The sequence below is a fragment of the Rathayibacter sp. VKM Ac-2857 genome (assembly GCF_013205025.1).
Taxonomy (GTDB): domain Bacteria; phylum Actinomycetota; class Actinomycetes; order Actinomycetales; family Microbacteriaceae; genus Rathayibacter.
In genome coordinates, this window is the sequence record NZ_JABMLE010000002.1 from 966,531 (window position 1) to 990,235 (window position 23,705).

The window sequence follows — 23,705 nt, forward strand, 5'->3', positions numbered from 1 at the left end:
TCCACTGTCCGCAGAGCGCTTCCGATGCGGCGCGCAGGCGTCCGGACTAGCGTCGGCCGCATGAGCATGCAGCGCGTTCCCGTCACCGTCGCCGTCACCGGAGCGGGAGGCGCGATCGGCTACGCGCTCCTGTTCCGCATCGCCTCCGGGCAACTCCTCGGGCCCGACGTCCCGGTCCGGCTCAGCCTCCTCGAGATCCCCGCCGGCCTCCGCTCCGCGGCCGGCACCGCGCTCGAGCTGCAGGACGGCGCGTTCGGGCTGCTCCGCGGGATCGAGGTCACCGACGACCCCGCCGCCGCTTTCGACGGCGCGAGCGTCGCCCTACTCGTCGGCGCCCGCCCGCGCTCGGCCGGCATGGAGCGCGCCGACCTCCTCGCGGCGAACGCCGGCATCTTCGGCCCGCAGGGCGCCGCGCTCAACGCGCACGCCGCCGACGACATCCGCGTGCTCGTGGTGGGCAACCCGGCCAACACCAACGCCTGGATCGCCCGCGCGAGCGCCCCGGACATCCCGGCCGGGCGCTTCACCGCGATGACCCGGCTCGACCACAACCGCGCCGTCGCGCAGCTCGCGGCGAAGCTCGACGCTCCGGTCGACGCGATCTCCGGCGTCACGATCTGGGGCAACCACTCCGCCTCGCAGTACCCGGACGTCACCCACGCCGTCGTCGACGGCCGGCCCGTCACCGAGCTGATCGACGCCGCCTGGCTGCACGAGGAGTTCGAGCCGCGGGTCGCCAAGCGCGGCGCCGAGATCATCGAGGTGCGCGGTGCCTCCTCCGCCGCCTCCGCCGCGTCCGCCGCTATCGACCACGTGCACGACTGGGTGACCGGCACCGAGTGGACCTCCGCCGCCGTCGAGTCCGACGGCTCCTACGGCGTGGAGGAGGGGCTCATCTCCTCGTTCCCTGTCCGCTCCGTCGACGGCGAGTGGCGGATCATCCCGGACCTCGAGATCGACGCTCACTCCCGCGCCAAGATCGACGAGTCCGTGCTCGAGCTGCGCGCCGAGCGCGACGCGGCGCTGGCCTTCCTGGGGCGCTGACGCCGGCCGCGAGATGCCACTTGTGCACGCGTTTCACGGCGTGTCGCGTGCACAAGTGGCATCTCGCGGAGGGGGTCAGCGCTTCGGCGACTTCTCGGGGGTGGGGAGGGTGCCGGCGGCGCGGGCGGCCTCGTACCAGGCGTGCGCCTCCTCCTGGCGGGTCGCCTCGGCGCCGCTCGCGATCGACGCGCGGATGTGCTCGGGGCGGTAGCCGAACGCGGCGACCAGGTCGCCGGCGTGCGGGCGCAGGCGCGCGAGCAGGCGGTCGATGTAGGAGGTCACCGCGAGCGCCCGCTGCGAGGAGAGCCGGCCGTGGATCAGGTGCCAGTCGAGGTGCTTCTCGATCAGCTCGAGGCCGAACAGGTCGCGGAGCCAGGTCAGCACCGTGCGCGTCCCGTCGTCCTCGATCGCGGCGAGCGCCTCGGTGAACGCCTCCCACTGCAGCAGCTCGGCGTGCGCGCGGGCGGCCTCGATCAGCTCGCTCTGGTGCGCGTTGAAGAGGCGGGCGGCCTCGTCGGCGGGCAGCTTCGACGCCGAGCGCAGCCGCGACGCGACTCCCGAGACCATGCTCTCGACGCGGTCGGTCAGCAGCTCGCGCTGCTCGTCGCGGAGCTGGCCGACGGAGCGGGCGGTCGAGCCGCGGTCGGCGACGACCTGCGCGAGCCGTCGCAGTCCGGAGTTGTTGACCGTCGCTCCGGCGACCTGGCCGACCGCGTAGCGGGCCAGCTCCCCCGGCTGCGCGTTCTTGAACCGGCGGCCGACGTCGGTCAGCAGTCGCTTGGCGACGAGCTGCAGCAGGACGGTGTTGTCGCCCTCGAACGTCGCGTAGACGTCGAGGTCGGCGCGCAGCTGGGTCAGGCGGTTCTCGGCGAGGAAGCCGGCGCCGCCGCAGGCCTCGCGCGCCTCCTGCAGGGTGTCGAGGGCGTGCCAGGTGGACAGCGCCTTGAGACCCGCGGCGAGCGTCTCGAGGTCCTGCCGCGACTCGTCGGTGTCGTTCTTGCCGGAGAAGACGTCGTCGAAGGCGCGCAGCAGCCTGTCGTGCGCGAAGCCCGCCGCGTAGGTCGTCGCCAGGCGCGGGAGCAGTCGGCGCTGGTGCCGCTGGTAGTCGAGCAGCACCTCCTCGCGGTCGCCACCGCCGGTGAACTGCCGGCGCTGGTCGCCGTAGGTGATCGCGATGGTCAGCGCGATCTTCGACGCGGCGACCGAGGCGCCGTCGAGCGAGACGCGCCCCTGCACGAGGGTGCCGAGCATGGTGAAGAAGCGGCGGCCCGGGCTCGCGATCGGCGAGGAGTAGCTGCCGTCGGCCGCGACGTCGCCGTAGCGGTTGAGCAGGTTCTCGCGCGGCACGCGGACGTGGTCGAAGTGAAGGCGGCCGTTGTCGATGCCGTTCAGCCCGCCCTTCAGGCCGTCGTCCTCACCGCCGACGCCGGGGAGGAAGGCACCCTCGTCGTCGCGGATCGGCACATAGAACGCGTGCACGCCGTGGTTGACCCCGCGGGTGACGAGCTGGGCGAAGACGACGGCGGCCCGGCCGTCGACGGCGGCGTTGCCGAGGTAGTCCTTCCAGGCGGCGCGGAACGGGGTGGTCAGGACGAAGTCGCCGGCCTCCTCGTCGAAGGTCGCCGAGGTCGCGATCGAGGCGACGTCGGAGCCGTGCCCGGTCTCGGTCATCGCGAATGCGCCGGGGATCTCGAGGCTCATGATGCCGGGCAGCCACTTCTCGTGGTGCGCCTGCGTGCCGAGGTGCAGGACGGCGGCGCCGAAGAGCCCCCACTGCACGCCCGACTTGATCTGCAGCGACGGGTCGGCGGTGACCAGCTCCTCGAAGCCGGCGATATTGCCGCCGTGATCGGCGTCGCCGCCGAGCGCGACCGGGAAGGCGCGGTGCACGCCGCCCTCCGCCGCGAGGATGCTCATCTGCTGGGTGACCCGGGCGCGGTGCTCGGCCATCGGCAGGCCGTCGGTCCGGTGCAGCTCGGGTCGGGAGGTGAGGGCGCGGGTGGCGAGGCGCTGCTCGCGCCAGTCGCCGAGGAGCAGCTCGCAGAGGGCCGCGACGTCGACGCCGGGGGCGCCGTCCTCGTCGAGCCGGGCGTCGACCTCGCTGCCGAGCACGTCGACGGGCGGGGTCGGGGTGATCGGGCCGGAGCGGGAGCGGCGGACCCGGGAGCGCGATCCGGCGCGATCGGCGGCGTCGGCGGCGGAGTGGGGGCGGGGCGCTGTGGTGCTCATGAGGAGGATCCCTTCGACCGTCTTCGGCTCGGACCGCTCGCGATCGGCCGGAACGGAGGATCGAGCGGTCGATCCCGTCGCTGCAGTGCGTCGGGAGGCGGTGCTCCTGCACGGTAGGTCGGGCCGGTGGATCGCGGAAACGTTCCGTCGCGCGACGACAAAGGGCGCCGGGCGCGGGCGGGGGCGGGTTGTCGGAAGGGACCAGCGGGGGGGATGCTGGATCGGTCTCGGGCCTCGGGTCTGCAGACATGGCCTGCTGACGGGGGTGGGTCTCGATACGCCGCCTGCGGCGGCTACTCGACCAGCATGTGGAGACGCCACTGCAGGATCACGGGAGCAGCATGGAGGGGGCCGATCATGCTGATCGAGCAGCCCGCGGAGCGGGCGTATCGAGATCCGGTGGCGCCGACCGGCTGGTCTGCAGACCCGGCCTGCTGGCTGCGGTGGGTCTCGATACGCCGCCTGCGGCGGCTACTCGACCAGCATGAGCCGGATCCCATCATGCTGATCGAGTAGCCCGCGCAGCGGGCGTATCGAGATCCACCCGCATGCGGGGTGGTGCTCCTTCGTCTCCACCGCTGCCCTGGGGTGGCGGGAGGGGCGTGGCTAGGCTCGGGGCATGAGCGAGCCGCAGCTGCCTCCGCCCCTGCCGCCCCGCCGCGAGAGCCGGCCGGACTGGCGGCCGCCCACCTCGATGGAGTCCGTGCAGGCCCTGGAGTCGGCGCGGCCCTCGGGGCCCGGCACGCCGTGGACCGCGGCGCGGCAGCGACGCCCGGTGCGCGTCTGGGACCTCGTGCTGACCATGACGCTGATCCTGTGCGCGCTCGGGGCGACGCTGCTGCTGTCCTACTTCGGGCTGTTCTTCGCGATGGCGAGCGACGCCTGCATGGGTGCGAACGACTGCAACGGCGACCTGATCGGCTGGGGCGTGCTCGTCGCGGCGGGCGGGGTGTGGGTCCCGTTCCTGGCGGCGATCGCCGTGTCGATCGTGCTGCTGGTGGTGCGGCGGATCGCCTTCTGGGTGCCGATCGCGGGGCTCGCCCTGTCGTTCTGCTGCACCCTGCTCGGCGGCTGGATGGCCTCGACCGGCGCGGACGGCTGAGCGAGGGCGCTCAGGCCGACCCGCGGGGTCGTCGCCGACGCGGGGTCGTTGCCGACGTGGGGGTCAGCACCGCCGCTGAGTCAGCGGGCGGTGTTCGAGAGCCGCCGCGGCTCAGTAGCTGTCCCAGCCGGGGTCCTCGTCGGGCTCCTCCGGCGGGACCCAGTCGTCCTCCGGCGGGGCGGAGGAGACCGGCGGGCCGGAGCGCTCGCCGCCGAAGGACGGGCGTGCGCCGGGCGATCGGCCGGCCGTCGCCCGGGCGGCGGGCTGGCGACGCGCGGGAGCAGCCTCCTGGTTCGCGTCGGGCTCGGCGATCTCGGGCGTCTCGCCCGCGACCACGGCGAGCACCGCCGCGCCGTAGGTGATCAGCTTCTTCTGGCCGACACCGCCGATGACGCTGAGGGCGTCGATCGTGGTCGGCTCGACCGTGGCGATCTCGCGGAGGGTCGCGTCGTTGAAGACGACGTAGGCGGGAACCGACTGCGCGCGCGCCTGGGCGACGCGCCACTCCCGGAGCCGCTCGAACAGGGGCTGCGCCTCGGCGGAGAGGTCGGAGACGGTGGAGCGGCCGGACCGCGACGAGCCGCTCGAGCGCGCGGGTCGCTCGGGTTCCTGCCGCAGCTCGACCTTGCGCTCGCCGCTCAGCACCGACGCCGACTCCGGCGTGAGCACGAGCGTGCCGAAGCCGTCGTCGTTCACGCCGAGCAGGCTCTGCGCGAGGAGCTGGCGGGCGACGCCGCGCCACTGGGTGTCGCTGAGGTCGGTGCCGATCCCCCAGGTGGCGATCGAATCGTGCTTGTGCTGGGTCGTGCGCGGAGTGGTCTTGCCGCGCAGGATGTCGATGATGTGGCCGGCGCCGAACTGCTGGTTGCGCTCGCGCTTGAGCCGGACCACCGTCGAGAGGAACTTCTGCGCGGCGACCGTGCCGTCCCACGAGGCGGGCGGCTCGAGGCAGGTGTCGCAGTTGCCGCAGGGGGTGCTCTCCTGGCCGAAGTAGGCGAGGAGGTTCACCCGGCGGCACTGCACCGTCTCGGAGAGGGCGAGCATCGCGTCGAGGTGCGCGGACATCCGTCGCCGGTGCGCGAGGTCGCCCGGGGACTCGTCGATCATCCGGCGCTGCTGGACGACGTCCTGCAGGCCGTAGGCGAGCCACGCCGTGGAGGGGAGGCCGTCGCGGCCGGCGCGACCCGTCTCCTGGTAGTAGCCCTCGACCGACTTCGGCAGGTCGATGTGCGCGACGAAGCGGACGTCGGGCTTGTCGATGCCCATGCCGAACGCGATGGTGGCGCAGACGATGACGCCCTCCTCGCGGAGGAAGCGCGACTGCGCGGCGGCCCGGACCCGGGCGTCGAGACCCGCGTGGTAGGCGACCGCGTCGAAGCCGGCGGCGCGCAGGGCCTCGGCCGTCGCCTCCACGCTCTTGCGAGAGAGCGCGTAGACGATGCCCGCGTCGTCGGCGTGCTCGCGCTTGAGGAAGTCGATCAGCTGCTTGCGCGGCTCGACCTTGTTGACGATGCGGTACTGGATGTTGGGGCGGTCGAAGCTGGAGATGAAGTGGCGGGCCGCGCCGAGGTGCAGGCGGGTGGTGATCTCGCGGTGCGTCGCCTCGGTGGCGGTCGCGGTGAGGGCGATGCGCGGGACGTCGGGCCAGCGCTCGGCCAGCTCGCCGAGGGCGAGGTAGTCGGGGCGGAAGTCGTGGCCCCACTGGCTCACGCAGTGCGCCTCGTCGATCGCGAACAGCGCGATGCGGCCGCGGGCGAGGAACTGCTTGGTGCCCTCGTTGCCGAGGCGCTCGGGGGCGACGTAGAGGAGGTCGAGCTCGCCGTCGAGGTAGGCGCGCTCGACGCGCTGGCGCTCACCCATGTCCTGGGTGGAGTTGAGGAACTCGGCGCGGACGCCGTTCGCGCGGAGGGCGTCGACCTGATCCTGCATCAGGGCGATCAGCGGCGAGACGACGACGCCGGTGCCCGGCCGGACGATCGAGGGGATCTGATAGCAGAGCGACTTGCCGCCGCCCGTGGGCATGAGCACGACCGCGTCGCCGCCGCCGATCACCTGCTCGACGATGGCCTGCTGCTCGCCGCGGAACGAGCCGTAGCCGAAGACCCGCTCGAGGATCTCCTGGGCCGCGGCGGAGGAGCCGGCCGGGGCGTCCGCGGTCGGGCGCTCGGCGGTCGAGAGGGCGGTCGCGGTCGGCTCAGTCACCCGTGGAACTCTACCCGCCGCCTCCGACGCGGCCCCGGGCGAGCGGCGTTCTGGGGAGGGTCGCGGCAGGTGCGGGGCTGGGGAGGAGGGGCGGGCGCGGTGGCGCGGCGGCTGCTCGGGCACCTCCGGCACGCGGATCGATCCTCGGCTCGCCGGAATCCGTCGGTCTCACGAGCCGAAGGTGGAATCGCGAGCCGGACGTGCGGGGAAAGCACCCCCGGCTCGCGGAAGCACCTCGGGCACGCAGAAACGCGGCGATTGCGCGAGCCGGAGCCGACATCGCAAGCCGAACCTGGTGGGAGAGACCTCCGGCGCGCGGGAACACCTCGGGCACGCAGCAACCGACCGAAATCACGAGCCCGAGCCGACATCACGAACCGAACATGAAGCCGGAGCACCCCCGGCACGCGGGGACACCTCGGGCACGCAGAAACCGACCGAAACCACGAGCCCGAGCCGACATCACGAGCCGGAGATGGAGCCGGAGCACCTCCGGCGCGCGGACAGACCCTCGGCACGTGGGGTCCGGCCGGATTCGCGAGCCGGGGGTGGAATCGCGAGCCGAGGGCGCCGGCGTCGGGCGGGTCGAGGTGGGGCGGGCGGGTCAGAGCTCGGTGATCGTCTTGGTGTCGCCGTTCCAGAAGCGGATGCCCGCGAGGCCGACGGTGAAGGGCTCGCCGAGGAGCGGGACGGCCTGGCCGAGCTGCTCGGCGCGGAGGCGGCGGGAGATGCTGACGTGCGGGGTCCACGACTCGCGGAGCGAGGTGGGCACGGCGCCGGGCATCAGCCCGGTCGCGCGGGCGTGCAGGGCGTCGAAGGCGGGTGTGCGCACCGCTCCCCAGGCGAGCACGAAGCGGCCGGCGTGCGGGAACAGCAGGACGGCGCTCAGCTCGACGGAGGCGGGGAGCGGGCCGAGCGCACCGGTTGGCGGCGGTGTCAGCTCGGGGCCGGCGAGGAGGGTGAGGTGCGGGCGGTTGCTGGCTGAGGTGTGCAGCGCGAGGCTCGGGATGCCGGCCGCCTCGAGCGCCTCCCACTGGCCGCGGATCCGGGCCTCCGACTCCGGGTCGAGGAGGACTTCGAGGCTGCGCATGCCCCCATCCTGCCGCGCCGGCCGGCTCGCTCTCGGCCGCTCGCCCGGCCCGCGCCCGCGCGGCCGCGCCACCCTCCAGAAGTTGCGGTAGTCGACGCCGAGTACCGCAACTTCCGCGTACTCGACGCGCCCCGACGGTCCCGGGCGCCCGGCGCGCTCCGCCACCCTCCAGAAGTCGCGGTAGTCGACGCCGAGCACCGCAACTTCTGCGTACTCGATCAGCTCACAGCGCGCGGGCCACCGGAGGTCGTCGAATGCGCAGAAGTCGTCGTACCAGACGTGCGAACACGACGACTTCTGGAGAGCGGGAGGGCGAGGCGATCCGGCCCGCGTGCGCGCGACTCTCCAGAAGTTGCGGTAGTCGACGTCGAGTACCGCAACTTTTGCGTGCTCGACCGGCTCGCAGCGCGCGCGCCGAGGAGGGGGCGAGTGCGCGGAAGTTGTCGGACCGGACGGGCGAGGACGACGACGTCTGAAGAGCGGAAGACGTCAGACGGGTGTTCCGTACCCGTGCGGCCGCGATTCTCCAGAAGTTGCGGTAGTCGACGCCGAGTACCGCAACTTCTGCGTGCTCGAGGGGCTCGCAGCGCGCGCCGAGGAGGGGCGAGTGCGCGGAAGTCGTCGTACGGGGCGCGCGAGTACGACGACTTCTGGAGAGCGGGAGAAGGGACGCGGGACGGGCCGTGCCCGCGCGGCCGCGACCCTCCAGAAGTTGCGGTAGTCGACGTCGAGTACCGCAGCTTTCGCGTCGTCGACGCGCGCCCGCCCGGCCCGGGGCCTTGGGGGCCGCGCGAGCCTCCAGAAGTTGCGGTAGTCGAGCGCGACTACCGCAACTTCTGGAGGATGGAGGGGGGATGGGCGGGGGGATGGAGGGGGGGATGGGCGGCGGCGGGCGACGGCAGCCGCGCGCGTCAGCCGATGGTCACCAGGGCGGCGAGCAGCTCCGGGGCGCGGCGGTCGAGGATGCGGCCGCCGACGCGGACGCCGACGAGGGTGAACGCCGTACCGAGCACCAGGGCGGCGGCGAGCGCGCCGAGACCGAGGCCGACGCTCCCGCCGACCAGCGAGATCGTGCCGAGGACGAGCGAGGGCAGCGACAGCGCGGCGGTTGCGGCCATGCTGCCGAGCATCACGACGCTCGAGATCATCCCGGAGCCGGGCGGGGTCTTCAGCGGACTGTCGCCGGGGGCGGGCACCGGGTACACGACCAGCGCGGAGGCGACGCTCGAGACGCCGAAGCCGCTGAGCACCAGGGCGAGCGCCATCCCGAGGACGGCGGGGATCGACTCCGGCCGAGCCGCGTAGAGGCAGGTGCCGACGGTGACGATCAGGACGGCGGGCACGCCGATCAGCCCGGCGGCGATGACGCGGCCGGCGCGGTCTGCCGAGCCGGCGACTCCGGAGCTGACGTGCGCGGCCCAGGCGGTGCCGTCGTAGGAGACGTCGGCGCAGAGGGTCACGCCGAAGATCAGCGCGATGAAGAGGGAGGAGAGGACGACCAGCATCGAGCCGCCGCCCTGCAGCGCGCTGTAGAAGACGGCCAGCACGACCACGGCGGGGATGACCAGCAGTCCGCGGCTGTAGCGCGGGTCGCGCCACCAGTAGCCGAGGGCCCGCGCGGCGATCGCGCCGGTCGGGGTGCCGGGGAAGCGGCCTAGCAGGCCGATGCCCTGCGCGCCCGAGGCGGCCTGCGAGGAGGACGCGGCCGGCTCGGCCAGTGCATGCCGCAGCGCGCGGGCCCAGAGCCACACGACGGCGGCGAGGGTGGCGACTCCGATCGCGAAGCGGCCGAGGGCGACCGCCCACTCCCCCGCGACGATCGCGCCGGGGACGCCCCAGATCGCGCCGAGCGGTGACCAGCCGAGGGCGGAGGCGACGACCGGGAGCACGTCGAGGCCGTCGCTGATGACGTTCGTCAGCCCGATGACCAGCGGCCCGAGCAGGATCACGACGACCAGCACGACGCCGCCGATCACCTCGCGGTAGCGGCGGCTCGAGCCGAGGCCCGTGGTCAGGGCGCCGATGAGGCGCGAGGCGACCACGCAGGTCGCGACGCCGATCACCGCCGAGACGAGGCCGGGGAGGATGCCGACCGGGTTGCTCCACCAGGCCGCCGCGGAGGCGAGCGCGCCCAGCGAGGTGACGATCCCGGGGATACCGGCGAGGCCGGCGGCGGCGAGGCCGAGCATCAGGGTGCGCAGCGGGATCGGGAAGGTCGCGAGGGTCGGCAGGTCGAGGCTCTGGTCCGAGCCGGAGACGAAGATCGGCCCGAGCACCCAGCCCAGCAGCAGGGCCGAGCCGGCGAGGATCAGGGCGACGTTCGCGAACGCCGGGTCGGAGGCGCCGAGCGCGACCAGCCCGACGACCACGAGACCGAGGACGACCACCGCGTAGAGCCCGCCGACGATCACGCCGATCAGCTGCCAGACGTTGCGGGTGAGCGTGTTGCGCAGCAGCAGCAGGCGCAGCCTCAGGAGATGCGCAACCATGCCGGGCCCTCCTGGTGGGTGCGGCCGCCGACGAGGTCGACGAAGCGCTCCTCGAGGCTGGAGCCGGCGCGGACCTCGGCGAGCGTCCCGGCCGCGAGGACCCGGCCGTCGGCGATGACGGCGACGCGGTCGCACATCCGCTCGACGAGGTCCATGGAGTGGCTCGAGACGATGACGGTGCCGCCGGAGGCGACGTAGCCGGTGAGGATGTCGCGGATGTTCGCGGCCGAGACCGGGTCGACGGACTCGAACGGCTCGTCGAGCACCAGCAGGCGCGGGGCGCGGACCAGGGCGCAGGCGAGCGCGATCTTCTTGGTCATGCCGGCGGAGTAGTCGACGACGAGGGTGCGGTCGGCCGGATCGAGGCTGAGCAGGGCGAGCAGGTCGTTCGCGCGCTCGAGGACCGTCGGGCGGTCGATGCCGCAGAGCAGTCCGTAGTAGGTGATCAGCTGCAGGCCGGTGAGGCGGTCGAAGAGCTTGACGCCGTCGGCGAGCACGCCGATCAGGCGCTTGGCGGCGAGGGTGTCCTGCCAGACGTCGACGTCGTGGATGGTGACGGTGCCCGCGTCGGGGCGGAGCAGGGCGGTCGCCATCGAGAGGGTGGTCGTCTTGCCGGCGCCGTTGGGGCCGACGAGGCCGAAGAAGGAGCCGGCCGGGACATCGAGGTCGATGCCGGCGACGGCCTCCTTGTCGCCGAAGTGCTTGCGGAGGCCGCGGATCCGGAGGGCGATCTCGTCCTGGCGGCCGGTGGCGTCCGGGGCGGCCCAGGCGGGGGCGGGGGCGGCGGTGGCCGGGGTCGCGGTACTCGGGCTCGCGACGGCCGCGGTCGTGTCGTGCCGATCGACGCCGTCCTGCGGGGAGTCGGTCGCGTGCTGCGGGGTGCCGGTCGGCGTCGTGCCGTTCGTCCCGTCCATGGGAGTCCCTTCGGTGCATGTGTCCTCGGGGCCGCGGTGGGCGGCCGCTCCTCCACGGTAGCGACGGGCGGGCCGCACGGCATCAGTCGCGGGGAGGAGCGAGCGGGGCCGCCGGGCGGAGGACCTTCGGCTCGTGGATTCGCGCTGGGCTCGCTGGAATCGGCGGATCCCGCGAGCCGGAGGTGGGGCGGGCGGCGCGGAGGAGGGGCGGAGGGGGCGTGTCTAGGCTGAGCCGCATGCCCACGCTCCTCCTCGTCCGTCACGGGCGCACCACGGCCAACACCGCGGGGATCCTCGCCGGACGCACCGCCGGGGTCCGCCTCGACGACGTCGGACGCACGCAGGCCGCGCGCACCGGGGAGCGACTGGCCGCGGTCCCGCTCGCCGCCGTGGTGTCGAGTCCGCTCGAGCGCTGCCGGCAGACGGCGCGGTACCTGCTCGAGCGGCAGGACGGCTCGCCGGCGACGCCGATCGAGAAGGGGATCACGGAGTGCGACTACGGCGAGTGGCAGGGGCGCTCGCTGCGGGACCTCGCGAAGGAGCCGATGTGGTCGGTCGTGCAGAACCAGCCGTCCGCCGCGGTGTTCCCGGGCGGCGAGGGGCTCGCCGGGATGCAGGGTCGGGCGGTCGCGGCGATCCGGCGGCACGACGCGGCGGTGGCGGAGGAGCACGGGGCGAACGCGGTGTGGGCGGCGGTCAGCCACGGCGACATCATCAAGGCGGTGCTGGCCGACGCGCTCGGCATGCACCTCGATCTCTTCCAGCGGCTGTCGGTCGGGCCGGCGTCGGTGTCGATCATCCGCTACGGCGCGGGGCGGCCCGATGTGATCGCGATGAACACGGAGGCCGGCGACCTGGGCTGGCTGCGGGCACCGGCGCCGGTCGAGGCCGAGGCGCCGGTCGGCGGCGGGGCGGGGCACGAGTAGCGGCGCAGAACATCAGCTGAGAGGGGTGGGCCTCGGCTGTGGGGGGAGGGACACCACTCTCAGCTGATGTTGTGCGGGGGTGGATCTCGATACGCCCGCTGCGCGAGCTACTCGATCAGCATGCAAGTGCCCGCTGTCGGCACATGCTGGTCGAGTAGGCGCGGAGCGGCGTATCGAGACCGGACGTCGGCGGACGTGGATCTCGATACGCCCGCTCCGCGGGCTACTCGATCAGCATGCAGCGCCCGCTGCGCGGGCTGCTCGATCAGCATGCAGGCGCCCGCTGCTCGATCGGCATGCAGCAGTCCGCGTGCAGGGGCGGGCCAGGCGGGCGCTCGTAGACTGGGGGCATGCCCATCGTGCACGGATTCGACTGGCCCGACCGCGTCGTCGTGGGGACGATCGGCTCCCCCGGCTCGCGCTCCTTCTACCTGCAGGCCCGCACCGGGCCGCGCGTCGTCAGCGTCGGGCTGGAGAAGCAGCAGTCGGCGCTGCTCGCGGAGAAGATCGACGAGATCCTCGACCAGCTGATGTCGGCGGAGGGCAACCCGGCGAGCGTGCCGCCCGGCACGCCTCCCGAGCTCGTCGACAACGAGCCGCTCGACCAGCCGGTCGCGGCCGAGTTCCGTGTCGGCAGCCTCAGCCTCGGCTGGGACCCGTCGACCGCGCAGGTCGTCATCGAGGCCTACCCCGTGGTCGAGGGCGACGACGAGGACGACCTCAGCATCGACGACTCCCCCACGCTGCCCGACGAGATGCTGCAGGTGCGCATCCCCGTCGGCACCGCCCGCGCCTTCGCCAAGCGGACGCTCGAGATCGTCGGCGCCGGCCGTCCGCTCTGCCCGCGCTGCGGGGAGCCGATGGACCCCGACGGGCACGACTGCCCGCTGACATGACCGACGCGTCCGAGCCGGCCGCCGAGCACGAGCTGCCCGGCGCCGAGCTGTCGAGCACCGAGCAGCCGGCCATCGAGCTGCCCGTCGACGCGGAGCTGCAGAGCGGCGAGCTCGAGCTCACCGGCCGGATCACGGTCGCCTCCAACGCGACGTTCCTCGGCAGCATCGGCGGCACCTCCGTCGTCTACAAGCCGGTCGCCGGGGAGAAGCCGCTCTGGGACTTCCCGGACGGGCAGCTCGCGGGCCGCGAGGTCTCGGCCTACCTCGCCTCCGAGGCGCTGGGCTGGAACGTCGTACCGCGCACCTGGCTCCGCGAGGGTCCGCTGGGCGTCGGCATGGTGCAGCTCTGGCAGGACATCGATCCGGAGCAGGACGCCGTCGACCTGGTGCCCGCCGACGCGGTGCCCGAGGGCTGGCGGCACGTCCTCGACGGCAGCGATGCCGAGGACCGCGACATCTCGCTCGTGCACGAGGACTCGGCGGCGCTGCGGCGGATGGCCGTCTTCGACGTCGTGGTCAACAACGCGGACCGCAAGGGCGGGCACGTGCTCGAGATGCCGGGCGGGCACCGCTACGGCGTCGACCACGGCCTGACCTTTCACGTGGAGCACAAGCTGCGGACGGTGCTCTGGGGCTGGGTCGGCGAGCCGCTGACCGGCGACGAGCTCACGGCGCTGAAGCGGCTGCGCTCGGCGATCGACGGTCCGCTCGGCGCGGCGCTGTCCGAGCTGCTGCTGGAGGAGGAGATCGCGACCTTCGCGAAGCGCTGCGACCGGCTCCGCTCCTCCGGCCGCTTCCCCGGGCCCCGCGGCGGGATGCCCGCCGTGCCGTGGCCGCTGTTCTAGCCGTGAACGGCGGAGCGGGCTACCGGCCGCACCAGGCGACCGGACACCAGACCCTCTAGAAGCCCCAGCCGCGGCCGAACAGCTCGTCGCCGGGCGGTCGCCCGCCCGGAGCCGCCCCGCGCGCACCGAGGTACGACGACACGACGGCCGCGCCGAGGTCGTCCGCCTCGGGGTTCACGACCGAGCCGCCCACGCGCCGCGCCAGCGAGTCGATGAAGCGGGCGAGCCCCGGGTCGTCGCCCAGCCGGAAGAACGTGGTGTGCGCGCCGAGCCGGGTGGAGGCGTCGAGCTCGCGGACGGAGACGGCGACCGTCACCGGGTCCGGCGGGTAGTCGAAGTAGATCTGCCCGTCCGGCTCGAGGTGCGCGGTCGGCTCGCCGTCGGTGACGATCAGCAGCACCGGCTGCGCGCTGGGGTGCTTGCGGAAGTGCCGGTTGGCGAGCAGCAGGGCGTGGTGCAGATTGGTGCCCTTCTCCCACTCGGCGTCGAGGCCGACGAGCTGCTCGACGTCCATCACCTCGGCCTGGCGGCCGAACGCGATCAGCTGCAGCTCGTCGCCGCGGAACCGGCTCGAGATCAGGGTGTGCAGGGCGAGCGCGGTGCGCTTCATCGGCACCCAGCGGCCGTCCATCGCCATCGAGAACGAGGTGTCGACGAGGAGGGCGACGCAGGCCTGGGTCCGCGCCTCCGTCTCCTGCACCTCGACGTCGCCGATCTCGATCCGGACGCCGGAGCCGGTCTCGCGGCCGTCGCCGGCGGTGCGGGTCAGCGCGTTGGTGAGCGTGCGGGTGACGTCCCACGCCTCGGTGTCGCCGAACTCCCACTGCCGGGTCGCGCCGGAGCGCTCGCCCGCGGCACCGGCCCGGCGCACGTCGCGCGCACCCTGGCGGCCGGACATCGTGTCGGCGATGTCGCGCAGCAGCGCCTTGCCGAGCTGGCGCATGGCCTTCGGAGTGAGGGTGAGCGCGCCGTCCGAGCCGCGGCGCAGGGTGCCGGAGTCGCGCAGCGCCTTCTCGAGGCGCTTGAGGGTCTGCGCGTCGACCGCCGCGTCGTCGCCGAGGCGGCGGGCGAGCAGGTCGAGGTCGAGGTCGTCGAGGTTCGAGCGCTCGTGCGGCTGCGCGAGCTGGTCGGCGAGCGCGTCGAGGTCGGCGAGCTCCTGGAAGACGCCGGTGCCGTCCCCGAGGCCGAGGCCCTGCTCGCCGTCCATCCGCTCGGAGCCGCCCCAGTCCTCGCCGGGGCGCAGGCCCCGCAGGGTCTCGTCCAGCTGCCCGAGCGACTGCATCAGCTCCGGCGTGCCGAAGGCCTGCTGGGCGAGGGCGTCGAGCTCGTCGCGCTGCTGCTGGGTCATCGAGTTGCGCATCCGCTGGGCCGCGGCGGCGCGAGCGGCCAGGGCATCGATCAGCTCGTCGACGGTCTCGGGCCGCTCCGGGAAGTACTCGCCGTGCTGCGCCATGAACGCGTCGAACTGCTCGGGGGTGTCCTCGCCGCGGGCGTGCGCCTCGAGGAGCTGGTTGAGGTCGCGGAGCATCGCGTCGATCGCCGCGCGGTCCTCGTCGCTCGCGTTCTCGAGGGCCTGCTTCATGCCCTCGAAGCGCTGCTCGAGCATCTCGGCGCCGAGCAGCTCCTTGATCTTCTCGAAGTCGGCGCGCGCCTCCGGACTCTGCCAGCGGTAGTCCGAGAGCTCGGAGACCGCGGCGGCGGGCGAGGGCGGGAGGCTGTCGAGCTGGATCTCGGCGAGGGCGCGGTCGCCGTCGTCCATCTGCGTGTCGCGGGCGAGCTGCTTGCGCTCGGCGAGGACGGCGCGGTCGAGCAGCTCGCGGACCTCGCGGAGGGTGCCGTCGAGGCCGTGCTTCTGCGTCAGCTCGCGGCGGCGCTCGGCGACGCGGGCGGCGAGGTCGTCGAGACCCTGGCCGTCGCGGCCGCCGCGGCGGAGGAACTCGCGCATCGCGCGCTCGGGCGAGGTGCCCGCCATGACGTCCTCGCCGATGGCGTCGAGCGCCTCGGCCAGGTCGACCGGCGGGGCGAGCGGGTCGGGGCCGCCGTCGTAGCGGGAGTAGCGGGCGTCGCGCCCGAGGCGGCGGTTGGACCTAGGCACGGGCGGGCCCACCGGTGAGAGTCGACGAGCCGGTCCGAGCCGACAGGCCGGTGCGCAGCGGCTCAGCCATAGACGGCCTCGCCCCCGCCCGTCTCCTTGCTGAGCTTGCGCGAGAGGTAGAGGCCCTCGAGGGCGAGCTCGACGGCGCCCGCGCGGCGGCCGGCGCCGACGGCCTCGAGCCGGTCGGCGATGTCGTCGTAGAGGGTCGACTCGCCGAGCAGCGGCAGCGCGGCGAGGAACTCCTTCGCGGTCACCTGCTCGCCGGTCGTGATCATCGCGCCGTTCTCGACGGCGGTCACGAGGGGGGTGAGGTCGAGTCCGCGGAGGTGCGCGCGGACCGTCTCGGCGGTGGCCTGGCGGAGGAGGTGGTCGAGGATCTCGTCCTCGCGGCCCTCCTCCCCCGACTCGAACTCGATCTTGCCGCCGAGGACGTCGACCGCGGTCTCGAGGTCGATCGGGCGGGCGACCGCCTCCTCCTCGCCGCGGCGGGTGGCCCGGTGCAGCGCGGCGGCGGCGATGGTCTCGGCGCCGGCGATGGCGAAGCGGGCGCTCACTCCGCTGCGCTGGTCGACCGAGGACGACTCGCGCAGGGCCCGGGTGAAGCGGGCGAGGATCTCGATCAGCGTGTCCGGGACGGTCGCGACGAGATCGGCCTCCTGGCGGATCACGGCGATCTCATCGACCAGCGCGGTCGGGTAGTGGGTGCGGATCTCGGCGCCGAAGCGGTCCTTCAGCGGGGTGATGATCCGGCCGCGGTTCGTGTAGTCCTCGGGGTTGGCGCTGGCGACCACGAGCACGTCGAGCGGCAGGCGCAGGACGTAGCCGCGGATCTGGATGTCGCGCTCCTCCATCACGTTGAGCATCGCGACCTGGATGCGCTCGGCGAGGTCGGGCAGCTCGTTGATGGCGACGATGCCGCGGTGGCTGCGCGGGATGAGGCCGAAGTGGATGGTCTCCGGGTCGCCGAGGCTGCGGCCCTCGGCCACCTTCATCGGGTCGACGTCGCCGATGAGGTCGGCGACGCTCGTGTCGGGGGTGGCCAGCTTCTCGACGTAGCGCTCCTCGCGGCTGCGCCAGGCGACGGGCAGCTCGTCGCCGAGCTCCTCCGCCCGGCGTTTGCTGATCGAGGTGATCGGCTCGTAGGGGTGCTCGCCGAGCTCGGAGCCGTCGATGACGGGGGTCCACTCGTCGAGCAGGCCGTTCAACGTGCGGAGGAGGCGGGTCTTGCCCTGGCCGCGCTCGCCGAGCAGCACGATGTCGTGCCCGGCGATCACCGCCCGCTCGACCTGGGGGATGACGGTGTCCTGGAAGCCGTGCAGGCCGGGCCAGGGGTCGCGGCCCTCGCGGAGGGCGTCGAGGAGGTTGTCGCGGATCTCGGTGCGGAGGGTCTTCTGCACGTGCCCGGAGGCGCGCAGCCGGCCGAGGGTGCTGATCTGGGGGCGCATCACCTCTGCAACGCTACGCCGCGGGTGCGACATGCGGTGGGGGTGCGCGGGATCCGCGGGGGTGCTAGCGGCGGCGGGGGGTGGGGGCGATCATGCGGCCAGTGCCCGGCAGAGCTCGGGTCTCGAGACGCCCCTCCGGGGCTGCTCGACCAGCATGGAGGCCCCGAGTCCGATTCATGCTGATCGAGTAGCCCTCGTAGAGGGCGTATCGAGATCCACGCATCGAATGACGGCGGGTCTCGATACGCCCCTTCGGGGCTACTCGACCAACATGAAAGCCACCGGTCCCTGCGAAGGAAGCAGCCCGCGCAGCGGTCCTTCATGCTGATCGAGTAGCCCTCGCAGAGGGCGTATCGAGATCCACGCACCGAGTGACGGCGGGTCTCGATACGCCCCTCCGGGGCTACTCGACCAGCATGCAAGGCACCGGTCTCTGCCGATGGAGCAGCCCGCGGAGCGGTCCTCTCCGGCGGAGCGCGGGTCTCGAGACGCCCCCTCGGGGCTGCTCGACCCATGGAAGTGAGAATTCTCGAAGGTTCGGCGGGCAGCCTGGGGCGATGACCGGTTCCGTCCTCCGCTCCGCCCTCGTCGGCGCGACGCTCGCGCTCGGCGTGGGGCTCGCCTCCTGCAGCACGACTCCCGCCGCTCCCGGCCCCGATGCGCGCGAGCTCGTCGGCGCGAGCAGTGTCGCGGAGGGGCTCGAGGCTCCGTGGTCGGTCGTCTTCGTCGACGACGGCACGGCGCTCGTCAGCGAGCGCGACAGCGGACGGGTGCTCGAGCTCGCGGCGGACGGCAGCACCCGTGAGGTCGGCGTCGTCGAGGGTGTGGTCGCCGAGGGCGAGAGCGGGCTGCTCGGGCTGGCCGTCGACGGCCGGACGCTGTTCTCCTACTCGACTGCGGCCGACGGCAACCGGATCCAGCGGGTCGCGCTCACGGGCGAGGCCGGGTCGTACGCGCTCGGCGAGCCGGAGACGATCCTCGACGGCATCCCGGCCGCTCGCACCCACGACGGCGGGCGGATCGCGATCGGCCCCGACGGCATGCTCTACGCGACCGTCGGCGACGCCGGGCGGCGCGAGGCGGCGCAGGACCTGCGCGAGCTCTCCGGCAAGATCCTCCGGATGACGCTCGACGGCGCCGTGCCCGACGACAACCCGTACCCGGGATCGCTGGTCTGGAGCAGCGGGCACCGCAATCCGCAGGGCCTCGCCTGGGCGGAGGACGGCACCCTCTTCGCGAGTGAGTTCGGGCAGGACACCTGGGACGAGCTGAACGTGATCGAGCCCGGCGCGAACTACGGCTGGCCCGAGGTCGAGGGGATCGCCGGCGAGGACGGCTTCGTCGATCCGGTGCAGCAGTGGGAGCCGAGCGCGGCCAGCCCGAGCGGGATGGCGCAGCTGGACGGCGTGCTCTACCTGGCGAACCTGCGCGGCGAGGTGCTGCGCGCGGTGCCGGTCGCGGATCCGTCGGCCTCGACCGACTACGCCGTCGGCGAGTACGGACGGCTGCGCGACGCGGTGGCGGCTCCGGACGGCGACCTGTGGTTCGTGACGAGCAACACGGACGGCCGCGGGTCGCCGCGCGAAGCGGACGACCGGATCGTGAGCGTGCCGCCGCCGGGTTGACGCGCGCGCGAGACGTCCCGCTCCGGTCGAGGCGTCCCGGTGCTGCGGGACGCCTCGACGGTTCGAGGACGCCTCGGCGGGCGCGTCACGCGCCGGGGGTCAGCAGGCCGCTCTCGTAGGCGGCGATGACGAGCTGGGCGCGGTCGTGGGCCGAGAGCTTGGTCATGATGCGGTTGACGTGGGTCTTGGCGGTGTGCGGGGAGATGACGAGGTCGTCCGCGATCTCCTGGTTGGAGCGGCCGCGCGCGACGAGCAGCAGGACCTCGCGCTCGCGGTCGGTGAGCTGGGCGAACTCCGGCGGCTCGACGAGCGGCGGCGATGCCTGCGGGGCGAGGACGTAGCGGGTGATCAGGCTGCGGGTCGCGGCGGGCGAGAGCAGGCTGTCGCCGGCGTGCACGGCGCGGACGGCGGCGGCGATCTCCTCCGGCTCGGCGCCCTTGCCGAGGAAGCCGCCGGCGCCCGCGCGCAGGGCGGCGATCAGGTACTCGTCCTCCTCGAAGGTCGTGAGGATGAGGACCTTCGTCGCGGCGAGCTCCGGGTCGGCGCAGATCAGGGCGGTGGCGCCGATGCCGTCGAGCTCGGGCATGCGGATGTCCATCAGGACGACGTCGGGGCGCAGGCGGGTCGCCAGCTCGACCGCCTCGCGGCCGGTGCGCGCCTCGCCGACGACCTCGATGCCGCTCTCGCCGCTCAGGATGTCGGTGACGGCCTGGCGGATCAGGGGCTGGTCGTCGACGACGAGGACGGTGGTCATCGCGGGTCCACCTCCGGGGACGATGGGGTCGGCGGGAGTGACGCCGCTGGCACGACCGCCGCCTGCGGCAGCGGCAGCGACGCCGCCACCCGGTAGCCGCCCGGTGTCGCTCCCGTCACCACCGTGCCGCGGACGGAGGCCACCCGCTCGCGGAGGCCGAGCAGCCCGTGCCCGCTGCCGCGCTCGCGGTCCGGACGCGCGACGGCCGCGACGGGGTTCGCCACGACGATCTCGACGCGGTCGTCCGCCACCGCGACGAGGACGTGCGCGCGGTGCTCGGCGCCGTGCTTGTGCGCGTTGGTGAGCGCCTCCTGGACCACGCGGTACGCGACGAGATCGGCCGCCCCCTGGACGCGGTCGAGCGCGCCCTCGGTGCGGACGGTCACCTGCAGGCCGTCCTCGCCGAAGCGGCGGACGAGCTCGCCGAGCCGGTCGAGGCCGGGCTGCGGCGCCGTGCCGTCCGCCTCGTCGGTGCGGAGGACCTCGAGGAGGTCGCCGATCTCGCCGAGGACCGAGCGGGCCGCGCTGCGGATCGTGCTGAGCGCCTCGCGCGCCTTCTCGGGCCGGGAGTCGAGCGCGGAGGTGGCGACTCCGGCGTTGAGGCTGATCACCGAGATCTGGTGCGCGACCGCGTCGTGCAGGTCGCGGGCGATGCGCAGCCGCTCCTCGCTGACGCGGCGCCGCGCCTCCGACTCCCGGGTCTGCTCCGCCCGCTCCGCCCGCTCCGTCACCGCGACGATGTACTCGCGGCGCGAGCGCGTCGCGTCGCCGGCGGCCGCGGCGAAGAGGACCGTGACGGCGTACTGGACCGCCCGGGCGTCGAGGGGGCTCACCGCCGCGCCGATGACGCTCAGAAGCACCACCGCGACCACCGTGACCGCGGCCACGACGAGACCGACCCGGCGGGGGCTGCGGTTCGTCACCGCGAACATCGCGATCGCCGTCGCGAGGACGACGCCCGGCGCGAGCAGACCCAGGACCGCCGCGGCGGCGGACAGCACGACGATCGCCGCGAGCACCGGGATCGGCCGGCGCCGCCGCAGTGGCAGCAGGACCGCCGGCGCGAGCACGATCGCGAACTCGAGCAGGCCCGAGGGCCGCTGAGCGGACCCCTGGAACGGCGCGAACGCCGCGGCGACGATGATCGCGGCCGCGAGGGCGTCGCCGAGCCCCGACCGCAGCCGCGGGTGGGCCTGCATCCGCGGCGTCATCCCCACATCCTGGCGGAGTGCGCGCACCGCGGCGTCACCCCGCCGCGGTGCTCCGCCTACCGCGACCGCGGTACGGCGGGGACACCCTGCGAGGGACGCGCGATCGAGCGGCGCCGCCCAGGCTGGAGGGGCCGCCCCGGAACCCGCCGGGCGGCGGAGGGAGTCCCATGAGCACGCCCATCATCTCGGTGAGAGACGTCCGCAGGTCGTACGGCCGAGGCCAGAACCGCTTCGAGGCGCTGAAGGGCGTGAGCTTCGACATCCAGGAGGGCGAGAGCGTCGCCATCGTCGGCAAGAGCGGCTCGGGCAAGTCGACCCTGATGCACCTGCTCGCGCTGCTCGACGCCCCCAGCACCGGCGTGGTCGAGCTCGAGGGAGTGGACACGAGCACGCTCAAGGGGCGCCGGCTCGACGTCACCCGCAACCGCACCTTCGGCTTCGTCTTCCAGCAGTTCTTCCTCACGCCGAACGCGTCGGTGCTCGACAACGTCGTGCTGCCGATGAAGATCGCCGGGATCGGCCGGGCGGAGCGCAAGCGCCGCGGCCTCGCCGCACTGGCCCAGCTCGAGCTCGACGACAAGGCCGGCAGCAAGGCCGTCGACCTCTCCGGCGGACAGAAGCAGCGGACGGTCATCGCCCGCGCGCTCGTCAACAACCCGCGCATCCTCTTCGCGGACGAGCCGACCGGCAACCTCGACACGACGACCGGCGGGGTGGTCGAGGACATCCTCTTCGCGCTCAACCGCGAGAACGGCATCACCCTGATCGTGGTCACCCACGACGAGGAACTGGCCGCGCGCTGCGACCGGCGCCTGATGATCCGCGACGGCTTGCTGGTCGAGGACTCCGCGGCGGTGGCCGCATGAAGACCGTCGACCTGATCGGGACCGCGATCGCCAACACCTTCCGCTCCCGGACGCGCACGCTCCTGACGATCCTCGCGATCTTCGTCGGCGCGTTCACCCTGACCCTCACCAACGGGCTCGGCACCGGCATCAACGCCTACATCGACGACACGGTCGACGGAGTCGGCGCCTCGGACGTGATGACCGTGTCGAAGACCTCCGAGTCGGCGACGGGCCTCGGCTCCGGGCCCGTCGAGTACGACCCCGACGCAATCGCGAGCGGGGCGGCGGGGCCTCCCGGGCAGACCGTCGTCGCGCTGACCCCGGCCGACCTCGACACGCTCGCCGGAGTCGAGGGCGTGCTCGACGTGCAGGCGGTGAAGTCGATCTCGGCCGACTACGTGGCGGCCGGCGACGACGGCGCGAAGTACGTGATCGGGATCGGCAGCCTCGTGGAGGGGCAGACCGTGCAGCTCGCCGCGGGGGCCGGCCTCGACGACGCGTCGACGCAGCTCCAGGCGGTGCTGCCGGTGTCCTACGTCGAGCCGCTCGGCTTCGCGGACGATGCGGCGGCCGTCGGGACGACCGTGTCGATCGGCATCACCGACGCGCAGCGGACGCCGCACGTGGTCGAGGCGACGATCGTCGGCGTCGCGGAGGAGAGCATCGCGGGAGCGGGCGGGGGCCTCGTCACGAACGACGCGCTCACCGACGCGCTGTTCACGACGCAGAGCATCGGTGTGCCGGCGGACCAGGTCGACCGCTTCGCCCAGGCCAGCGTGCGCTTCGACGCCGCGGCGGACGACGAACAGGTCACCGCGCTGAAGGACCGCCTCGCGGACGCCGGCTACACCGGCACCACGGTCGCGGACCAGCTGGGCACCATCAAGGCCGTCGTCGACGGGATCGTGCTGGTGCTCAACGCCTTCGCGGTGATCGCACTGCTGGCGGCGAGCTTCGGCATCGTCAACACGCTGCTGATGAGCGTGCAGGAGCGGACCCGCGAGATCGGCCTGATGAAGGCGATGGGCATGGGCAGCGGACGGGTGTTCGCGCTCTTCAGCATCGAGGCGGCGTTCATCGGCTTCCTCGGCAGCGCGATCGGCACGCTGCTGGCGGTGGTGGCGGGGACCGGGCTGAGCGGGGTGCTCTCGGGCTCGCTGCTCTCGGACCTGCCGGGGCTGACCCTGATCGCGTTCGACCCGGTGTCGATCCTGACGGTGGTGCTCGTGGTGATGGTGATCGCGTTCGTGGCGGGGACGCTGCCGGCCGCGCGGGCGGCGCGGGCGGATCCGGTGCAGTCGCTGCGCTACGAGTAGCGCGCTGCCGAACCGGCCTGCGTCACTGCAGAACATCGGCTGAGCGTGCGGCTCATCGCCGATGGGCGATGACCAGGCGTCTCAGCTGATGTTCTGCGGGCGTCAGCGGTCCTCGGCACCGCTGCCCTCGTAGTCCGCGTCGGTGATGTGCTCGGCCCAGGCCGTGGTCGTCGACGGGTCGTCGGCGGCCTCGAGCACGGCGAGGTGCTCCATGAAGACGCCGGGCGCGGAGGCGTGCCAGTGCTCCTCGCCGGGCGGGGTGTAGAGGGTCTGGCCGGCGTGCACCTCGAGGATCGTGCCGTCGCGGCCGCCGAAGCGGGCGACGCCCTGGGTCACGTGCAGGTACTGGCCGCGGGCGTGCGAGTGCCAGGCGGTGCGGGCGCCGGGGGCGAACCGCACCCGGGCCATCGTGGTGCGCTGGTCGGCGTCGTGCGGCATGACGATCGTGTCGAGCCAGACGTCGCCGGCGAACTGCTCGGGCGGGTTCTTGACGGAGGGGGTCGTCGGTTCGATGTTCACGGGGTCCTTCTTCCGGAATGGCGGGGCCGGCGCGCGCGGGCCGGGCGGGCGGGCCGGGCGTCCGCCTCCGTCGCCACGCTAGGCCGGAGTCGGCGCGCGGGACAGGCCCTGGCGGTACACCTTCCAACGAGGCCTCGCTCGCGCGGGCGCCGCTC

At 73.5% G+C, this 23,705-nt stretch carries 19 protein-coding genes; 9 read left to right on the forward strand and 10 right to left on the reverse strand.

From position 1 onward, the window contains the following. Positions 1-66: 66 nt before the first annotated feature. A complete protein-coding gene (locus HQQ86_RS11755; RefSeq protein ID WP_173288788.1) occupies positions 67-1,044 on the forward strand; it encodes a malate dehydrogenase in 978 nt (325 codons plus the stop codon). Positions 1,045-1,119: 75 nt separating this feature from the next. Here the strand turns inward: HQQ86_RS11755 and HQQ86_RS11760 are convergent, their stop codons facing one another. Continuing rightward, positions 1,120-3,273, reverse strand: coding sequence for an acyl-CoA dehydrogenase (locus HQQ86_RS11760; RefSeq protein ID WP_173288240.1), 2,154 nt, complete (start codon positions 3,271-3,273; stop codon positions 1,120-1,122). A gap of 357 nt (positions 3,274-3,630) precedes the next feature. On the opposite strand from HQQ86_RS11760, the gene HQQ86_RS11765 reads away from it, so the two are divergent. Together HQQ86_RS11765 and HQQ86_RS11770 are read left to right on the forward strand one after the other, a co-directional pair. Further along, the gene (locus tag HQQ86_RS11765; RefSeq protein WP_173288241.1) at positions 3,631-3,789 is read left to right on the forward strand and encodes a hypothetical protein; all 159 of its coding nucleotides are present in this window, start codon (positions 3,631-3,633) and stop codon (positions 3,787-3,789) included. A gap of 103 nt (positions 3,790-3,892) precedes the next feature. Then, positions 3,893-4,375, forward strand: coding sequence for a DUF6264 family protein (locus tag HQQ86_RS11770; protein WP_173288243.1), 483 nt, complete (start codon positions 3,893-3,895; stop codon positions 4,373-4,375). Positions 4,376-4,486: 111 nt separating this feature from the next. Here the strand turns inward: HQQ86_RS11770 and recQ are convergent, their stop codons facing one another. The 4 genes from recQ to HQQ86_RS11790 form a co-directional block, all read right to left on the reverse strand. Then, positions 4,487-6,490 (reverse strand): DNA helicase RecQ, encoded by a 2,004-nt coding sequence (gene recQ, locus HQQ86_RS11775; RefSeq protein ID WP_367948657.1) that lies wholly within the window; start codon positions 6,488-6,490, stop codon positions 4,487-4,489. 691 nt (positions 6,491-7,181) lie between these two features. Further along, a complete protein-coding gene (locus tag HQQ86_RS11780) occupies positions 7,182-7,667 on the reverse strand; it encodes a 2'-5' RNA ligase family protein (protein WP_173288245.1) in 486 nt (161 codons plus the stop codon). A gap of 911 nt (positions 7,668-8,578) precedes the next feature. Continuing rightward, positions 8,579-10,156, reverse strand: a complete 1,578-nt coding sequence (locus tag HQQ86_RS11785; protein ID WP_173288246.1) for a transporter — start codon at positions 10,154-10,156, stop codon at positions 8,579-8,581. Beyond that, a complete protein-coding gene (locus HQQ86_RS11790; protein WP_173288247.1) occupies positions 10,138-11,070 on the reverse strand; it encodes an ABC transporter ATP-binding protein in 933 nt (310 codons plus the stop codon). Before HQQ86_RS11790 ends, HQQ86_RS11785 begins: the two co-directional genes overlap by 19 nt. Positions 11,071-11,306: 236 nt before the next feature. Here HQQ86_RS11790 and HQQ86_RS11795 point away from each other — a divergent pair, with 236 nt between their 5' ends. The 3 genes from HQQ86_RS11795 (at position 11,307) to HQQ86_RS11805 (ending at position 13,737) form a co-directional block, all read left to right on the forward strand. Further along, positions 11,307-11,996 carry a histidine phosphatase family protein gene (locus HQQ86_RS11795; protein ID WP_173288249.1) on the forward strand — a complete coding sequence of 230 codons (690 nt, stop codon included), beginning with the start codon at positions 11,307-11,309 and terminating at the stop codon, positions 11,994-11,996. 350 nt (positions 11,997-12,346) lie between these two features. Then, a complete protein-coding gene (locus HQQ86_RS11800) occupies positions 12,347-12,892 on the forward strand; it encodes a DUF3090 domain-containing protein (RefSeq protein WP_123732666.1) in 546 nt (181 codons plus the stop codon). A gap of 77 nt (positions 12,893-12,969) precedes the next feature. After that, a complete protein-coding gene (locus tag HQQ86_RS11805) occupies positions 12,970-13,737 on the forward strand; it encodes an SCO1664 family protein (RefSeq protein ID WP_254072087.1) in 768 nt (255 codons plus the stop codon). A 55-nt stretch (positions 13,738-13,792) separates the two neighbouring features. On the opposite strand, the gene HQQ86_RS11810 is transcribed toward HQQ86_RS11805, so the two are convergent. Beyond that, a complete protein-coding gene (locus HQQ86_RS11810) occupies positions 13,793-15,832 on the reverse strand; it encodes a VWA domain-containing protein (RefSeq protein ID WP_173288252.1) in 2,040 nt (679 codons plus the stop codon). Between the two features lie 62 nt (positions 15,833-15,894). Then, entirely contained in the window at positions 15,895-17,277 is a 1,383-nt protein-coding gene (locus tag HQQ86_RS11815) for a magnesium chelatase (RefSeq protein WP_173288790.1), read from the reverse strand. A 557-nt stretch (positions 17,278-17,834) separates the two neighbouring features. Between HQQ86_RS11815 and HQQ86_RS11820 the strand changes: the two genes are divergently transcribed. After that, on the forward strand, positions 17,835-18,902 hold the full coding sequence (locus HQQ86_RS11820) for a sorbosone dehydrogenase family protein (RefSeq protein ID WP_173288253.1): 1,068 nt from the start codon (positions 17,835-17,837) through the stop codon (positions 18,900-18,902). Positions 18,903-18,987: 85 nt separating this feature from the next. On the opposite strand, the gene HQQ86_RS11825 is transcribed toward HQQ86_RS11820, so the two are convergent. Beyond that, positions 18,988-19,656 (reverse strand): response regulator transcription factor, encoded by a 669-nt coding sequence (locus tag HQQ86_RS11825; protein WP_173288254.1) that lies wholly within the window; start codon positions 19,654-19,656, stop codon positions 18,988-18,990. Further along, complete coding sequence (locus tag HQQ86_RS11830) at positions 19,653-20,867, reverse strand: sensor histidine kinase (protein ID WP_173288256.1); 1,215 nt, start codon at positions 20,865-20,867, stop codon at positions 19,653-19,655. The genes HQQ86_RS11825 and HQQ86_RS11830 overlap by 4 nt, the downstream gene beginning before the upstream one ends. Positions 20,868-21,034: 167 nt before the next feature. Between HQQ86_RS11830 and HQQ86_RS11835 the strand changes: the two genes are divergently transcribed. Next, positions 21,035-21,733, forward strand: a complete 699-nt coding sequence (locus HQQ86_RS11835; RefSeq protein WP_173288258.1) for an ABC transporter ATP-binding protein — start codon at positions 21,035-21,037, stop codon at positions 21,731-21,733. Beyond that, a complete protein-coding gene (locus HQQ86_RS11840) occupies positions 21,730-23,031 on the forward strand; it encodes an ABC transporter permease (RefSeq protein WP_173288260.1) in 1,302 nt (433 codons plus the stop codon). Before HQQ86_RS11835 ends, HQQ86_RS11840 begins: the two co-directional genes overlap by 4 nt. Before the next feature lie 102 nt (positions 23,032-23,133). Here the strand turns inward: HQQ86_RS11840 and HQQ86_RS11845 are convergent, their stop codons facing one another. Next, a complete protein-coding gene (locus tag HQQ86_RS11845) occupies positions 23,134-23,550 on the reverse strand; it encodes a cupin domain-containing protein (RefSeq protein WP_173288262.1) in 417 nt (138 codons plus the stop codon). Between the last annotated feature and the right edge of the window lie 155 nt (positions 23,551-23,705).

Bases quoted from the DNA above. Each gene is read 5' to 3' on its own strand.
- HQQ86_RS11820 (WP_173288253.1), top strand. From the start codon at position 17,835: ATGACCGGTTCCGTCCTCCGCTCCGCCCTCGTCGGCGCGACGCTCGCG.
- HQQ86_RS11825 (WP_173288254.1), bottom strand. From the start codon at position 19,656: ATGACCACCGTCCTCGTCGTCGACGACCAGCCCCTGATCCGCCAGGCC.
- HQQ86_RS11785 (WP_173288246.1), bottom strand. From the start codon at position 10,156: ATGGTTGCGCATCTCCTGAGGCTGCGCCTGCTGCTGCTGCGCAACACG.
- HQQ86_RS11830 (WP_173288256.1), bottom strand. From the start codon at position 20,867: ATGACGCCGCGGATGCAGGCCCACCCGCGGCTGCGGTCGGGGCTCGGC.
- HQQ86_RS11765 (WP_173288241.1), top strand. From the start codon at position 3,631: ATGCTGATCGAGCAGCCCGCGGAGCGGGCGTATCGAGATCCGGTGGCG.
- HQQ86_RS11840 (WP_173288260.1), top strand. From the start codon at position 21,730: ATGAAGACCGTCGACCTGATCGGGACCGCGATCGCCAACACCTTCCGC.
- HQQ86_RS11800 (WP_123732666.1), top strand. From the start codon at position 12,347: ATGCCCATCGTGCACGGATTCGACTGGCCCGACCGCGTCGTCGTGGGG.
- HQQ86_RS11760 (WP_173288240.1), bottom strand. From the start codon at position 3,273: ATGAGCACCACAGCGCCCCGCCCCCACTCCGCCGCCGACGCCGCCGAT.
- HQQ86_RS11780 (WP_173288245.1), bottom strand. From the start codon at position 7,667: ATGCGCAGCCTCGAAGTCCTCCTCGACCCGGAGTCGGAGGCCCGGATC.
- HQQ86_RS11790 (WP_173288247.1), bottom strand. From the start codon at position 11,070: ATGGACGGGACGAACGGCACGACGCCGACCGGCACCCCGCAGCACGCG.
- HQQ86_RS11835 (WP_173288258.1), top strand. From the start codon at position 21,035: ATGAGCACGCCCATCATCTCGGTGAGAGACGTCCGCAGGTCGTACGGC.
- HQQ86_RS11755 (WP_173288788.1), top strand. From the start codon at position 67: ATGCAGCGCGTTCCCGTCACCGTCGCCGTCACCGGAGCGGGAGGCGCG.
- HQQ86_RS11770 (WP_173288243.1), top strand. From the start codon at position 3,893: ATGAGCGAGCCGCAGCTGCCTCCGCCCCTGCCGCCCCGCCGCGAGAGC.
- HQQ86_RS11795 (WP_173288249.1), top strand. From the start codon at position 11,307: ATGCCCACGCTCCTCCTCGTCCGTCACGGGCGCACCACGGCCAACACC.
- HQQ86_RS11815 (WP_173288790.1), bottom strand. From the start codon at position 17,277: ATGCGCCCCCAGATCAGCACCCTCGGCCGGCTGCGCGCCTCCGGGCAC.